The sequence below is a fragment of the Aestuariivivens sediminicola genome (assembly GCF_022662015.1).
Taxonomy (GTDB): domain Bacteria; phylum Bacteroidota; class Bacteroidia; order Flavobacteriales; family Flavobacteriaceae; genus Aestuariivivens; species Aestuariivivens sediminicola.
In genome coordinates this window covers 161,632-177,352 of record NZ_JAKMCM010000003.1, presented here as the reverse complement: position 1 = coordinate 177,352, position 15,721 = coordinate 161,632, and the positions used below count along the sequence as shown (strand labels likewise).

The following is a 15,721-nucleotide window of genomic DNA, read 5'->3' as shown; positions in this document are numbered from 1 at the left end:
GACATTACAGCCATAGGATAAAACAGTCTAAAGTTTAAAAATCAAATTAAATACGTCTCGTCAATTTTGTAGAGTTGCCTTATGACGAGTGGAGGTTTGTATTCTTCGTATGAAGAAATATTATTTTCTAAACCTTCAAAAAGGTTGATATATGTGAAAACAAATGAAGCAATAAATACTTGTTGTTCAAAAGAAATTTTGTCGACTTGCAATTGTAGTTCGTCTTGCCCTTCAATCGCTAATTGTTTATCATCACAACAATTTTTCTTTGTTATTGAACAGCCATCAGTAGAAGGTTTTTCCATTTCCATACCGCAACCTTTGGCTTTATGGAAAATAGCCGTTTCTACTAAAGTATCTCCACAATAATGCATATTCACAGTAAATGACATTGTAGAGAACAACACTACAAAAGCCATTGCTAAAGACATTATTTTATGGAATACTTGATTCATTGTAATTGCAAAGTTACAAAATTTTAACAATTGTTGATTTTGTTTAACAGAAGTTTAATGCTTAACTCCAATTCATCCGTTGTAATCTAACTGCATTTAATATTGCTAATAATGCTACACCTACGTCTGCAAAAACCGCTTCCCACATTGTTGCCAAACCACCTGCTCCTAATATCAAAACAATCAATTTAACTCCAAATGCCATTATGATGTTCTGCCATACAATTTTGCGAGTGGAACGACTAATTTTAATAGCCTTTACCACTTTTGAAGGTTGGTCTGTTTGAATAATAACATCTGCTGTTTCAATAGCTACATCACTTCCTAAACCACCCATTGCGATACCTACATCACTTGCAGCTAAAACTGGTGCATCATTAATGCCATCACCAATAAAGGCTATTTTGTTTTCTGGATTTTTCTTTAAGATTTCAACTTCATTTAGCTTATCTTCTGGCAATAAACCACCTTTTGCACTTTCAATATTTAATTCTTTGGCAACCTTTTGGGTAATTGAATCTTTATCTCCAGAAAGCATCATTATATTATTAATACCAACTTTATGTAAGGCTGTAATTGTTTCTTTTGCGTCTTCTTTTAATTCATCTGCAATGACAACATAACCTGCAAATGTTTTGCCTATAGATACTAATACCATAGATTCTACAATAGTTTCTGTTTCCTCTAAAACATTAATGTTATTAGCTGTCATGAGGGCTTTGTTACCAACTAAAACAGGCTTACCATTTACCATACCTTTTAAGCCTTTTCCTGCGATTTCAGATACTTCGGAAGTGTCATAATCTTCGCCTTCTGCTTTATATTCCAAAATGGCTTTTGCAATAGGGTGTGTGGATTGTTCTTCCATAGCCATCAGGTACTTCATAAACTCTTTTTCGTCCCAACCAATAACTTTGATTTCTTTTATTTTAAAAACACCTTTAGTAACCGTTCCTGTTTTATCCATCACCAACGTATTTATCTTGGTCATTGCATCTAAAAAGGAAGCACCTTTAAATAAAATTCCGTTTTTTGAAGCTGCTCCCAATCCTCCGAAATAACCCAACGGAATGGATATTACCAAAGCACAAGGACAAGAAATCACCAAGAAAATTAAGGCTCTGTATAACCAATCTCTAAAAACATAATTATCTAAAAAAAAGTATGGTAGAAACGTAACACCTATTGCTAAAAACACGACTATTGGTGTGTAAATTCGAGCAAATTGTCTAATGAATAATTCCGTTTTCGATTTTCGGGCTGTGGCATTCTGTACCATATCCAAAATTCTGGCAATGGAACTGTCCTTAAATTCTTTGGTGGTTTCAATTTCTATAATGCCATCCATATTAATACTACCTGCAAATACTTTTTCACCTTTTACAATCGTATTAGGTTTGCTTTCGCCTGTTAAGGCTGCTGTATTAAATGAACCTTTTTCTGAAAGCAGAATGCCGTCCAAAGGAATTTTTTCTCCTACACGAACTTGTACTTTTTCTCCAATTTCAACTGTTTCTGGATTCACTGACACATAATCATTGTTTCGATATACCAGAGCTTCATTTGGTCTTACATCAAGCAATGCTTTTATGTTTGTCTTCGCTCTGTTGACTGCTGCATTTTGAAACAATTCGCCAACTGCATAAAATAACATTACCGCAACACCTTCTGGATATTCGCCAATAATAAACGCACCAATAGTAGCAATAGACATTAAAAAGAACTCTGTAAACACATCGCCTTTTTTAATACTTTCCCAACCTTCCTTTACAACAGGAAGTCCAACTGGCAAATAAGCAATACCATACCATATAATGCGAATCCAATCCTTGAAAAAGGAAACATCAAAATAGTCTAACCCAATACCAATAATTAGCATTGTAAAACTAATGATAGCTGGAATATAGGCATTAATCTTACTTGAGTTGCCACTATGATTGTGACCATCATCGTGACTATGTTGTTCTTCCGAATTTGGTCTTAAATCTCTTAAATTGATTTTCTTTTTTTTCAATTGGTTTCCTTACTTATTGAAGTTATTTTGTTAGCAACAGTTTTTTCCTTTTTGAATTGACGGACATGGAACCGTTCCAAAAGAACAATACACACAACAATCTCCTTCATTCGGTTTCAAAACCGTTTTACATTTCTCACATTCGTAGAAAAACTGGCAAGCGTTTGTTGGCATCTCTTCAACCTTTTTATGTTTGCAGTTTGGACAAGTAATTTCTGATTTTAATATGACTTCCATTAATTCTATTTTTTGCTAATTACTTTATAACCTGTTGCGTTAATTGCAATTTCAATTTCAGCTTCATTGGTTTTAGTTATGTCGAACTCAACAACTGCATTTCCATTTTCATAGGATGCTTTTGAGCTTACAATTCCATTGAGTTTATTCACTTCGTGATTTACATGTTCTTCGCAACTCGCACAAGTCATTCCGCTAATTTGAAATTTAGTTGTTTTAATGTCCGATTTGTCAACTACGACTATTTGCTTCTCTGTATTTGAGTAAAAAAATTTTGAATAAAATGGAAAAGCCAACATCACAATTGCAAAAACAGTTACTATTCCTAAAAACGCTTTTGACTGTATAAATTTCGAGTTTTCTTCAGTATCACATTCGCAGTCAATTTCCTTTTGAGGTTTTAGTTTTTGATACCAAGCAAAACCAAGAATTAAAATTGTTAACCCTATTAGATAAGGTCTAAAAGGTTCTATCCAAGAAAACATTGAAGCAATCCCGCTTGTACCTGCAATCATTGCTAAAACAGGTGTTATACAACACAATGAAGCTGCAATTGCTGAAATTAAACTCGTTCCTATTAATTTACTTTTCATCATTATTGTACTTAATTAAAACAAAGATGAGTTAAAATACAATGCAACGGAAGTGCATTTATAATCCACTACATTTATCACAAACACCTTTTACAACCAAGTTTATGTCTTCGGAAATAAAGCCATTTGGCACTTTTATTTGTGGAATTTTATGCTCGGTAAGACAAACCGTTTCGTTGCAGTTATTACAATGAAAATGTAAGTGTAAATCGGTTTCAATATCACAGTTGCAGCCTTTTTCACAAAGCGCATATTTAGTAATGCCTGTGCCATCATCTATTTGATGTACAATCGTACTTTCTTCAAATGTTTTTACTGTTCTATACAATGTAGTTCTATCTGCTTTATCAAAAGCATTTTCGATATCACTTAATGTTACTGCTACTTGTTTCTCAGCAAGAAACTTATAAATAAGTAAGCGCATTGCTGTAACACGTATGTTTTTTGAATCTAAAAGTTGTTCAATTGTTTTCATAATTTAATGTTCGTGTTCTGCTTCCCCTTTTTTCATTTCAGCAATTAAATAATATGCATTATTATAAGCAAATTTTGTGGTTTTATCTTGTTCTTCTGCAAATTGAACAGCTATCCAAGCGCCATCTTTTGCTCCTAAAAACACTTCAATAGGTTTAAAACTCCAATCGTCATTTTCTTTTTCTACTGAAAAAACATAATACCTATCAACATCTTTAATAATTGCACTTTCAGGAAGTGCTTTTGTTTTGGTGTTCTCTACTTGAATTTTACCTTGAATATACATCCCAGGAATTAAGTTGCCTTTTTTGTTCTCAATTTCTGCATGAACGTGCACAGCTTTTGGGTTATCTTCAAATGTTTTGCTTACAGAATATATTTCTGCTATAAGTTCTGCGTCAGGTATGGACTGTAAGGTAAATGTTACTTTCTGCCCATTCTTTACTTTATATACATCTTTTTCAAAAACCATTAAATCTGCGTGAACGTGTTGCGTGTTTACGATTTCGAAAAGTTCGGTTTGTGGTTCTACATATTGCCCTGTTTTAACTTCAACTTTTTGCACAAAACCATCTATTGGACTTCGTAATGATATACTTTGAGCAATTGTTCCATTCCGTACCGATGACGTGTTTATGTTTAATAGTCTCAATTGAGCTTCCAATCCATTTACCATAGCTTTAGAGGCTTCATATTCTGCTTCGGCTTTTTGAAAATTTGCACCAGAACCAACTCCTGCATCATATAATTTTTGCTGACGTTCATAGTTCTTCTTTAAAAAATTACTGTTGCTAAAAGCATTCAAATAATCGGTCTGCATTTTTATAATATTAGGATGTGATAGATACGCAACGACTTGACCTTTATTAACTTTATCGCCTTCAATAACTTTTATTGATACCACATTTGCACCGACTACAGAAGTTATTGCCGCTTCGTTTTGTGGTGGTACTTCTAATGTGCCATTGGCTTCTACATAACTGCTCATATTACGCAATGCCAAGGTGTCTGTTTTCATTTGTAATGCTTCAAACTGTTGCTGCGAAAGCATAACTTCTTCTTCACTATCAGCTTCTTCAGCTTCTGACTTTGCATCTTCATTGTGTGGACGACCAACGCCTTCTTTGTGGCTTTCTTTATTTCCACAAGCAACAACTAAAAGTGAAACTATTAGTAGTGTTAAGATTATATATCGTGTGTTTTTCATTTTCTTATTTATTAAAATATTGTAGTTGAAATGTGCTTTCTAAATAATTTATTAATGCTTCTTGAGCTTGTAATTCAGATTGAATTGCTTCTTTAATAAGTTGTGTAAATCCTGTATAATCTATCTCGCCTTCTTTATAGGCAAATAAAGCACCCACTTTTTGTTCTTTTACAAGTGGTAAAACCTCATTTTTATAGAAAAGCCAAGAGGTTTTCCATTTTTGATAATTCTCTTTTGATTGTATAAACTTGGATTGTACTTCTTGTTTTTTAAAGTGAATATTCGTTTCGGCAATTTCCTTATCTATTTTTGCAGTTTTGACTTTTGCTTTATTTGTACCAGACAAAAAAGGAATAGAAACACCTGCTTGATACGTATAAAAACCTGAATTTCCATTTACGTTTTGTAAACCACCTTGAAGATTTAGCTTGGGTAAATTATCAGCTCTGGAAGCTTTATATGTTGCTTCTGCCTCTGTTACCTGTAATTGTGCTATATTATATAACGGATGTTCTTCTAGGTTAAAAGCATCAACATCAATGTCGTTATTAATTTCAAAATCACCAGGAACTGTATAGAACGTATAAGAAACCAGCCATAAGTTTAACTGTTGTAATGCAATATTATATTCACTTTTTGATTGCACAAATTTATTCTGAATCTGTAAGGCTTGATTTGTAGCTGCTGAATATTCTAACTTGGAAATAGCTTCAACTTCATAATTTAATGCTACTGCTTTTATAAAGTTGGTATATATAGAATCTAACTCTTTAAATAAATTATAATTCCTTTTACTCTGCATGGCATTTGCCCACGCTTTCTTGACTTCCAATTCTAAATCTAATTCTGAAAGCTGAAACGCTTTTTGGGCTAATTGAATGCGTTGTTCTTGCAATCGTTTTTTTGCAGAAATACCAAACACATCAATGTTGCTTTGACCTATTCCGATAGTCGTATAAATACCATTTCCATTATTAATTTCCTCACCTCCAGTAAAAATTTGAGTTGTACCAAAATCATAAGCGGTAGCTTTTAGTTGTTCCTGTTTTGAGATTTCTAACTGCTTTTGTTTCAACAAGGGATAATTGTCTTTTGATAGTTTTACAGCTTCCTGTAATGTTATTTCTGGAAGTTTATCGTTTATCTGTTGTGCATTACTTTTTGTTGAAAAACCGAACATTAAAAGTAAAATCGTAGTTGCTGTAAACATCTTTTTATTCAGTTTAAACTTAAACGATTTGTTTTCTACCCAATGATATAAAATTGGTAAAACGAACAGGGTAAGCAATGTGGAAGTTAATAAGCCACCGATAACCACAGTTGCCAATGGACGTTGTACTTCTGCACCTGCTGATGCCGAAATTGCCATAGGTAAAAAGCCTAACACATCTGTAAATGCTGTTAACATAATAGGTCTGATTCTTCGTTTAGTGCCTTCTATAATTCTATCTTTTAGATTGGTTACACCTTCCTCTTTTAACTCGTTAAGTCCGCTAATCATCACCAAACCATTTAAAACCGCTACACCAAATAGTACAATGAAACCAACACCAGCTGAAATGCTAAATGGCATATCTCTTAACCATAATGCTACAACACCACCAATAGTTGCCATAGGAATAGCAATGTAAATCATTAGCGTTTGAGGTAATGATTTTAGCGCAAAATAAATGAGTATAAAAATGAGTAACAATGCAATGGGTACAACGGTTTTCAAACGATTACTTGCCCGTTCTAAATTCTCAAATGCACCACCGTAACGAATGAAATAGCCAGAAGGTAATTCTAATTGTGCATCTAATTTTGATTTAATTTCGGTCACCAATGACTTTACATCTCTTCCTCTCACATTTATACCCACATAGGTTCTTCTGTTAGTATTATCTCTGCTTATTTGCATTGGTCCTGATTTGTAGCTAACATCCGCAATTTCACGTAATGGAATTTGAGCACCCGAAGGTAGATTGATGTACAAATTTTTAACATCTGAAATATCCTTTCGGTTTTGAGAACTTAAACGCACCACTAAATCAAAGCGTTTTTCTCCTTCAAAAATCACACCTGCTATACCACCTGCAAATGCGGATTGAACTGTTTGATTTAGTGTATTTATTTGAAGACCATATTGTGCTAATTTATTCCTATTGTAATTAATGGTCATTTGTGGTAAACCAGTTGTGGCTTCCGCTTTCATATCGCCAATACCTTCTGTGCCTGCAATAATCTTAGATATTTCTTCGGATTTTTGAGACAACACATCGATATCTTCGCCATACAGCTTGATAGCAATATCTTCTCGAACACCTTCAAGCAACTCATTAAAGCGCATTTCAATAGGTTGTGTAAACTCATAGTTCACACCAGGAATTATTTCCACAGCTTCTTTCATTTTTTCAATGAGTTCATCTTTTGTCTCTACAGTTGTCCATTCGCTTTTAGGCTTTAGAATAACAAAAACATCCGCTAAATCCATTGGCATTGGGTCGGTCGGTATTTCTGCAACACCAATACGACTAACTATTTTTTCGACTTCTGGAAATTCAGCCTTTATAATTTGCTCAATTTTTGTAGTTGTTTGGATAGTTTCGGTAAGTGAGCTTCCTGGTTTTAATATGGCGTGAAATGCAATATCACCTTCATCGAGTTGTGGAATGAACTCACCACCCATTCGGGTAAACATAAAAACTGTAATTCCGAATAGTACGACTGCAATACTTATAATCCATTTTCCTTTTTGCAATGCTCTTACCAATAACGGTTGATATTTGTCTTCTACCCAATGTACAAATCTATCGCCATAGGATTTTTTATTATTTTTTGGTACTCTTAATACCAATGCAGACATCATTGGCACATAGGTAAGACAAAGTACCATTGCACCAATCATTGCGAAAATAAAAGTCAAAGCCATTGGCTTAAACATTTTACCTTCGATACCTTGTAAAGCAAGAATTGGAAGAAAAACAATAAGAATAATAAGCTGACCGAAAAACGCAGCATTCATCATTTTTTTCGAAGCATTTGAAACCACTTTATCTCGTTCTTTTGCTGTAAGGCTCTTCTTTTTTAGTACTTGGGATGTAATGAGAAATACTGTACTCTCTACTATTATTACTGCTCCATCTACAATAATTCCAAAATCAATCGCACCCAAGCTCATTAGATTTGCCCATACGTCAAATACATTCATCAATATAAAAGCAAACAGCAAAGACAATGGAATGGTTGAAGCTACTATTAAACCACCTCGCCAGTTTCCTAACAAGAAAATAAGAACGAAAATGACTATCAATGCACCTTCAATTAAATTGATTGCAACTGTAGAGGTTGTTTCTCCAATTAATTTACTTCGGTCTAACAATGATTCAATAATAATTCCTTCAGGTAATGACTTTTCTATTTGAGCCATTCGCTCCTTTACATTGACGATAACATCATTAGAATTAGCGCCTTTAAGCATCATCACCAATCCACCTACAACTTCACCTTCACCATCTTGTGTTAATGCTCCGTAACGAATAGCAGAACCAAATTGAACAGTAGCAATATCTCCAATAGTTACAGGAATATTATTAATGTTCTTGACCGTTATTTTTTTAATATCCTCTAAACTACGAACCAAGCCTTCTCCACGAATAAAATTAGCTTGGTGGTTTTTTTCGATGTAAGCACCGCCTGTATTTTGATTATTAGCTTCAAGTGCATTAAACACATCTGTTATAGTCAATCCAATAGCGTTTAAATCGTTTGGGTCAACAGCGACTTCGTATTGCTTAATTTTACCACCTATCGCATTTACTTCAACCACACCTTCAACCATAGCCATTTGACGTTGTACTATCCAATCTTGTATAGAACGCAAGTCCGCAATGGTGTAGTTGTCTTTATACTCTGGTGCTACTTTTAATGTGTATTGGTAAATTTCTCCCAAACCTGTTGAAATAGGCCCCATTGTGGGTTCTCCAAAACCTGCTGGAATTTGCTCTTTGACTTCGTTTAGTTTTTCTGCTACTAATTGTCGAGGAAGATATGTTCCCATATCATCGTCAAACACAATGGTAACCACAGATAAGCCAAAACGAGAAATTGACCTAATTTCCTGCACATTGGGAAGGTTGCTCATTGCTACCTCGACAGGATAAGTTACAATTTGTTCAATATCTTCTGTACCTAAATTAGGTGCTTGTGTAATGACCTGCACTTGGTTGTTGGTAATATCTGGAACCGCATCGATGGGAACTTGGGTCATACTCCAAATACCTGCTCCAATAATGGTAAGCGTAAGCAAACCAATAATGAATTTGTTATTGATTGAAAAATCAATGATTTTATTAATCATAGAAAATGTATTAATTCAGTTAAATTTTCAGTACGATTCTGATAATAAAATTAGAATCACTTGAAGTGATAAGAACCTTATAGGTTCAAAATTGGATATAGTTATCCTTTAAAAAAACTGAATTACGCCCTTGGTGGCTGGAAAAGTGATTCCAAATATCTGGAAGTGAAGTTTACTTTATGTAAATTATACTGTTTTTTCTCTTCAAACTTTAGTCTATTGGTTAAATCCAAATTGTTGTTCGCAATAATCAATACCAAAGGGTGACAACACTGATTATGGGAATGGACAGGTGTATTCTCCTTATCTGGGTTATGGTGATGCTCTTCATTTTTAGTATCACTGCCAAAGTAGTCTTCAACTACATATTCAAAGAAAGAGTCGCCATGAACTTTATGGTCTTGATAATGGTTAATAACATTTGAAATTTCTTTAATTGGACCACAAAAGTCCATATCTATGCTAATCCCTTGAAAAAAGAATAAAATAGACATTGATATGGAGAAAAATATTTTCATATAATTTAAACAAATATATAAATTATTTAATGCAATGGTGTTGCAAAAGGGTTGTTGTCTTTTTTTAGCACGTTGTTTAATGGTTAGCACGATATCCGCATTATGCAAAACATGTTATATGTGATTAATTCATGTCATTATCCCGAAATAAATTCGGAAACAAGGGTATTTATCATTGTGGTTTCGGGTTTAAAACGCACCTCAAGGTAAGCTCAATGTGCCAATAAATCCGTGGCATCCTCTAGGTCCTCTAAATAGTCTGGGAATCGTTTTTAGGCATTATCGAAATGGGGTGGCATGATTGAATTCTTTAAAAAAGGTCCCGTTAGACGAACCATTTTGAAATTTTTTACCATCTCTTAGGCCCCATAAATACTGAAAAAAACATTTTATTCTTATAAATGTCATCCTCACAAGTGACTTTTCATGTCACAGCTACATATTTATTGTTGTACGATGATTAGTCCGCATCGTGTGTTATAAAAATCGGATGTCAATTAAATCATATAATAATTATGAAAAAAAAGGAAATTTCCGTGGGTACCACCATAGAATGGACGGATGAAACTTGGAACCCGTGGCATGGATGCCATAAGATATCAGATGGATGCAAATTCTGTTATATGTATCGAGATAAAATGAAATATGGGCAAGATGCCAAGGTCGTTGTCAGAGGCAAGACTACGTTCAACTATCCTCATAAACTAACAGAAGCCAAGAGGGTATTTACTTGTTCATGGTCAGATTTCTTCATTGAAGAAGCGGACCAATGGCGAGATGAAGCTTGGGATATAATTCGTAATACGCCTCACCTGACTTATCAGATACTAACCAAGCGACCTGAGCGAATTCTGGACTGTTTGCCTGAAGATTGGGGCGATGGTTATGACAACGTTTGGCTGGGCGTAACTGTTGAAAACAATGCCACCAGACATAGGATATCAACATTATCAGAAGTGCCAGCACGGGTGAGATTTATATCATTTGAGCCATTGTTGGAATTCATCGAATTGGCTGAATATCTGCCAATATTAACCCAATATTACCAATGGGCCATACTTGGTGGTGAAAGCGGTAATAACAACGGCCAATACCGATATCGTCCATGTAAGCTGGAGTGGTTGGAATATGTGGCAGACGTATGCAAAATGGCCCAAATGGCAGTGTTCGTGAAGCAATTGGGAACCCATTTACATTATGAGCTTGGCTTGCGTGATAGGCATGCCAAGGATATCAACGAATTCCCAGAATCGTTGAAGGTCAGGGAATTTCCAAGCTAATTTTGATGTTGTGACCCATCGGTGTTGTCGATGTTATATCATCATCAACCGTTGGGTCCTTTTTTGCGTCACCATAAATTATTTTCAATGTATATACAAACAAAAATCGTCCACAAATATAGTATAGGTTCAATACATAGTATTTGGTACAAAAAAAATGTGACATCGTCACACTTTCACATATTTATAAATAAATAACGATTTGAAAAACATATATGATGGAAAACAAACAAAACAAAAAGTGGGGTCTGAATAAGGACCTGAAAAATCTAACGGTCAGGCAACGAATTGATGCCTTGGTTCTGCTATACTTTCTTAATGAATACAGGGAGCAAAACATCGCTTTTAAGAAGCTTAAATCCCATTGGACTAATATGATATATAAACTTCCAGAAACCTCGGATAAAGCCTATAACAGTGTTAAAAATGGCAGATATAACATCCTATCAAGGATGAAAAAACTTTACGATGAACATGTGGTTAAACTATAAAGCTTTCAACCGCAACCATAATAAGAAAAGGCAGTATTCACTTGCTATTGATACCACCTCTTCTTGGGTCTTATGACCATAATAAAACCTTGTTTGCAAGTCGGATTGTTGGAGCAATCTGGACAAGATACCCGAAATGCTTTCTCTACTATATAAATAGTTTAAAAATCTGCAAAAAACTATTTCAAGAAGCATTCGATTAAAATATTTTTTTAATCATGATTAATTATTACAAATGCGTTACCAGTTCTAGTACCGTGCTTGGGTCAATCAGCATTCAAGACTATTTGAACACAATCCAATACGGAGATTATAACCAATATCTAATTGAAGAAGCCAGAGATATCTATTATAAGAATGATTTAAGGTATTCCAATATTAAGCGAAACCTCTTGCCGTGTTACACGCTTAACTTCACTTTCGATTCTTATAGAAGGAATGCAAATCTTATCGATAGTACAGGGTATATATATATTGATATAGATGACAGCACCAATATTGATTTTAATAACCCGCTTATATATGCAACGTGGCTTTCATTATCAGGTTATGGAAGGGGTGCCCTTGTGAAGGTTGATAATCTTAACAAGTATAACTACAAGACCAACTACAATCTCATATCAAATGAATTGGGAATTAAACCTGATAATGGTGCTAGGAAGTTAAGTCAGTTGAATGTATTGTCTTATGACCCTGATATCTATATCAATTCCAATTCTGAAGTATGGGTAGCCAAAGACTTGACCTCTACTGAAAAGAAAAAAGCACATTACAGTGAGAATAATAATAACAACAGTACTATTCCTAATGTAATGTGCTTTTTTGACAATGAGATTAGATATGATAATCTGAAGGAACTTATTGAGAATGTAGAATTCAATGGTGATGTTATATATGATTTTAGAACCAAAGTTTACTATAGTAAAACTCATATTCCATTTAGAAGTATAAAGAATGGATATAGGAATAATACATTAACGGGTATTGCATATCAGCACAGAGCTTTGAACCCATTTATAGAAAGAGAGCGACTATTTAGGTTCGTTAACAGGATAAATCAAACAATGTGTTTTGAACCGCTACCAGTTAAAGATATAGACACCATCATAGAATCTGTGATGTCAGTAGAAGACATACAGCCTTTAGAGAATGCATCAAGAAGATTTGTATTTAATTCAGATTACGACATCACCATAAGAGAAAAACGACAAGAGATTATGAAGGTGTTGAATTCTGATAGAGTTGCTAAAAGTAAAATGAAGATAGAAAATGCCATTAAAGATTGGGACTTTGAGTGTGATGGTAAAATCACTATCAAGTCATTATCAATTGTCACTGGCATGCACAGGAATACGATTCTGAAGTACTACCCATTGTATAAATCAGAGATACACATGTTAAACAAAAAATACTATAAAAAGAAATAAGATGATACTATCTGATATCTTATTAAAAAGTAAGGACCTAACACCAGCACAGAAGTTGGTGCTGTGTCTCATATTGAATGAAAATCCAGTGGTGATGCAATTTGCTGGTGGTTACATTAAGACCTGTGGTAAAATGGGTAAAGAAATTGGTTTGTCCAGGGATAAACTCAGGAAGGCATTGGATTAACCAGAATAGTAACTTTAGAGGTTTGTTCGTTTTTTATAGGTCAAATGGATTATTAATAGTAATTATGTACCAGTTGTATATTCTAATTAGATAATTATGGCAAAGAAACATCCGAAAAGGTACGGAAAAGAACAAATTGAAATTGATATTTTAGCGCAAGGCGGTGTACCAACACAAAATCAAAAAACGCTATTGCTATTAGCTGAAATGAAAACACTTTACACTAATTTATCTTATAAATGTATATCTGACCATTATAAAGGCACAGAAAAGATATTATCAGAAGACCATAAAACAATTAGGAAAGCTATAAATACATTGAAATATTCTCTTCAGCCAGTCATTAATAAAAAGCATTAGATATGACCAAAACACAAAAAGAATTGGCACCGTTAAATGCGGTGAAGCTAGTATGATGGATATGTGGTCACTGAGTATGGAATGGCTTGGAGAAAGACAAATTTAATGGAAAAGGTTAGAGAACATGAACTAATCTAAATCACTTTTGCCATAGGTCTATTTTCTCTATTTTCCTTAATCTAAAATGAAACTAGCATAGATTGAAAAAATTCAAGGAACTCTTAAAAAAGTGTTCTTTTTGTGTTCCTTGAATTTTATAAAATACTTACAAATAGATACTTATAAGTTTATTATGTCGGGATGACAGGATTTGAACCTGCGACCACACGGCCCCCAGCCGTGTACGCTAACCGGACTGCGCCACATCCCGATTTAATTTTCGTCAAGATATCTTTTAATACCTCTCTTTTTTATTTTTCTTTCCAATCGGACAGCTTCCGAACGATTTGAACATGAATAAGCATCAATCAACTTCCAAGGCATACCCCTGGTTGTATACTTATTGCCTCCTTTGTTATGAACTTCCAAACGCTTTTCAATATTACCTGTTTGACCAACATAATATTGATTCAATCTCTCACTGTAGAGGATATATACCTTGTATTTCATAATTCAAGCGACCATCACGCCATCGGCGTGATACGCTAACCGGACGAAGTCTATCTCGAGCACTTGCCTATCAGGCAAGGTGTCGAGAGGCCACATCCCGATTTAATTTTCGTCAAGATATCTTTTAATACCTCTCTTTTTTATTTTTCTTTCCAATCGGACAGCTTCCGAACGATTTGAACATGAATAAGCATCAATCAACTTCCAAGGCATACCCCTGGTTGTATACTTATTGCCTCCTTTGTTATGAACTTCCAAACGCTTTTCAATATTACCTGTTTGACCAACATAATATTGATTCAATCTCTCACTGTAGAGGATATATACCTTGTATTTCATAATTCAAGCGACCATCACGCCATCGGCATGATACGCTAACCGGACGAAGTCTATCTCGAGCACTTGCCTATCAGGCAAGGTGTCGAGAGGCCACATCCCGATAGAATTGCGGGCTTCAAAGAAAACACTTTTAAGAATAACTACAAAACAAAAACCCCAGGTATTTTAGACTTTGGTCTTTCAACGTTTAGCTATACGTCGGTGTAGACACTTCGAATGACGCATCTTTTGCCGCTAACCAGCGTTCGGCATCCAGGGCAGCCATACAACCTGTGCCAGCTGCGGTTACCGCCTGTCTGTAGACATGATCTGCAGCATCACCCGATACAAAGACCCCTTCCACATTGGTCTTTGAGCTTCCCGGTACGTTAATGATATAGCCCGTTTCATCCATATCCAGATAGTCCTTGAAGATATCTGTATTGGGCTTATGACCTATGGCCACAAAAAAGCCTGTGGCTGGAATTTCGTGCTTGGCACCGGTTTTGTTGTTAAACACCCTAACAGCGGTCACCACCTGTCCGTCACCCAGCACCTCATCGGTTTCCGTATTGAACAGGATCTCTATGTTCTTCGTGTTCCTTACCCTGGCCTCCATGATCTTCGAAGCCCTGAACGCGTCTCTGCGCACCAACATGGTCACTTTCTTGCACAACTTCGATAAATAGTGGGCCTCTTCACAAGCCGAATCGCCGGCACCAACAATAACCACCTCCTGGTTCCTGTAAAAGAACCCATCACATACCGCACAGGCCGATACACCACCACCTAACTTCAAGTATTTCTGTTCAGACTCCAACCCCAGATATTTTGCAGAGGCTCCCGTTGAGATAATGACCGTATCACAATGGATCTCCTTGGTATCGTTAACCCATACCTTGTGTACCGGTCCGGAGAAATCCACTTTGGTCACCCAGCCATGACGCACATCGGTATCGAAGCGCTCGGCCTGGGCCTGCAGCTGTACCATCATTTCAGGTCCTGTAACCCCTTCCGGATAACCCGGAAAGTTCTCCACCTCATTGGTGGTGGTTAACTGACCTCCCGGTTGGGTGCCCTGGTACAATACCGGGTTCATATTGGCACGCGCTGCATAAATAGCTGCCGTATAACCTGCCGGGCCTGACCCTATAATTAAACAGGTCACCTTTTCTATAGTATCTGACATGATTTCCGTGTTTTTATTGAAAC

At 35.4% G+C, this 15,721-nt stretch carries 16 protein-coding genes and 1 tRNA gene; 5 read left to right on the top strand and 12 right to left on the bottom strand.

The genetic code is table 11. The features are described from left to right. Positions 1-41: 41 nt before the first annotated feature. The 8 genes from MR041_RS08285 to MR041_RS08250 form a co-directional block, all read right to left on the bottom strand. Entirely contained in the window at positions 42-455 is a 414-nt protein-coding gene (locus MR041_RS08285) for an HYC_CC_PP family protein (protein WP_242093144.1), read from the bottom strand. 61 nt (positions 456-516) lie between these two features. Further along, positions 517-2,469 (bottom strand): heavy metal translocating P-type ATPase, encoded by a 1,953-nt coding sequence (locus MR041_RS08280; protein ID WP_242093143.1) that lies wholly within the window; start codon positions 2,467-2,469, stop codon positions 517-519. 30 nt (positions 2,470-2,499) lie between these two features. Further along, positions 2,500-2,706: a GDCCVxC domain-containing (seleno)protein gene (locus MR041_RS08275; protein ID WP_242084981.1), complete on the bottom strand. Its 207-nt coding sequence runs from the start codon at positions 2,704-2,706 to the stop codon at positions 2,500-2,502. Between the two features lie 5 nt (positions 2,707-2,711). Next, positions 2,712-3,299, bottom strand: a complete 588-nt coding sequence (gene merTP / locus MR041_RS08270; RefSeq protein ID WP_242085508.1) for a mercuric transport protein MerTP — start codon at positions 3,297-3,299, stop codon at positions 2,712-2,714. 58 nt (positions 3,300-3,357) lie between these two features. Next, positions 3,358-3,774: a Fur family transcriptional regulator gene (locus MR041_RS08265; protein WP_242084983.1), complete on the bottom strand. Its 417-nt coding sequence runs from the start codon at positions 3,772-3,774 to the stop codon at positions 3,358-3,360. Positions 3,775-3,777: 3 nt separating this feature from the next. Then, positions 3,778-4,980, bottom strand: a complete 1,203-nt coding sequence (locus tag MR041_RS08260) for an efflux RND transporter periplasmic adaptor subunit (RefSeq protein WP_242084986.1) — start codon at positions 4,978-4,980, stop codon at positions 3,778-3,780. Between the two features lie 4 nt (positions 4,981-4,984). Continuing rightward, positions 4,985-9,319, bottom strand: coding sequence for a CusA/CzcA family heavy metal efflux RND transporter (locus MR041_RS08255; protein WP_242093142.1), 4,335 nt, complete (start codon positions 9,317-9,319; stop codon positions 4,985-4,987). A gap of 122 nt (positions 9,320-9,441) precedes the next feature. Beyond that, positions 9,442-9,927, bottom strand: a complete 486-nt coding sequence (locus MR041_RS08250) for a hypothetical protein (protein WP_242093141.1) — start codon at positions 9,925-9,927, stop codon at positions 9,442-9,444. Between the two features lie 425 nt (positions 9,928-10,352). Between MR041_RS08250 and MR041_RS08245 the strand changes: the two genes are divergently transcribed. The 5 genes from MR041_RS08245 (at position 10,353) to MR041_RS08225 (ending at position 13,582) form a co-directional block, all read left to right on the top strand. Further along, complete coding sequence (locus MR041_RS08245) at positions 10,353-11,117, top strand: DUF5131 family protein (protein ID WP_242093140.1); 765 nt, start codon at positions 10,353-10,355, stop codon at positions 11,115-11,117. A gap of 215 nt (positions 11,118-11,332) precedes the next feature. Next, positions 11,333-11,608, top strand: coding sequence for a hypothetical protein (locus MR041_RS08240; RefSeq protein WP_242093139.1), 276 nt, complete (start codon positions 11,333-11,335; stop codon positions 11,606-11,608). A gap of 287 nt (positions 11,609-11,895) precedes the next feature. After that, positions 11,896-13,035 carry a primase C-terminal domain-containing protein gene (locus tag MR041_RS08235; RefSeq protein ID WP_242093138.1) on the top strand — a complete coding sequence of 380 codons (1,140 nt, stop codon included), beginning with the start codon at positions 11,896-11,898 and terminating at the stop codon, positions 13,033-13,035. 1 nt (position 13,036) lies between these two features. Next, positions 13,037-13,222, top strand: coding sequence for a hypothetical protein (locus MR041_RS08230; protein ID WP_242093137.1), 186 nt, complete (start codon positions 13,037-13,039; stop codon positions 13,220-13,222). A gap of 96 nt (positions 13,223-13,318) precedes the next feature. After that, positions 13,319-13,582, top strand: coding sequence for a hypothetical protein (locus MR041_RS08225; protein ID WP_242093136.1), 264 nt, complete (start codon positions 13,319-13,321; stop codon positions 13,580-13,582). Between the two features lie 295 nt (positions 13,583-13,877). On the opposite strand, the gene MR041_RS08220 is transcribed toward MR041_RS08225, so the two are convergent. The 4 genes from MR041_RS08220 to trxB all read right to left on the bottom strand — a co-directional run bounded on the left by MR041_RS08220 (position 13,878) and on the right by trxB (position 15,698). Next, a tRNA-Pro gene (locus tag MR041_RS08220) sits at positions 13,878-13,952 on the bottom strand. 2 nt (positions 13,953-13,954) lie between these two features. Continuing rightward, the gene (locus tag MR041_RS08215) at positions 13,955-14,191 is read right to left on the bottom strand and encodes a GIY-YIG nuclease family protein (RefSeq protein WP_242093135.1); all 237 of its coding nucleotides are present in this window, start codon (positions 14,189-14,191) and stop codon (positions 13,955-13,957) included. Between the two features lie 102 nt (positions 14,192-14,293). After that, positions 14,294-14,530 carry a GIY-YIG nuclease family protein gene (locus MR041_RS08210; RefSeq protein ID WP_242093135.1) on the bottom strand — a complete coding sequence of 79 codons (237 nt, stop codon included), beginning with the start codon at positions 14,528-14,530 and terminating at the stop codon, positions 14,294-14,296. Positions 14,531-14,717: 187 nt separating this feature from the next. Then, the gene (trxB, locus tag MR041_RS08205; RefSeq protein ID WP_242093134.1) at positions 14,718-15,698 is read right to left on the bottom strand and encodes a thioredoxin-disulfide reductase; all 981 of its coding nucleotides are present in this window, start codon (positions 15,696-15,698) and stop codon (positions 14,718-14,720) included. Positions 15,699-15,721: the final 23 nt, after the last annotated feature.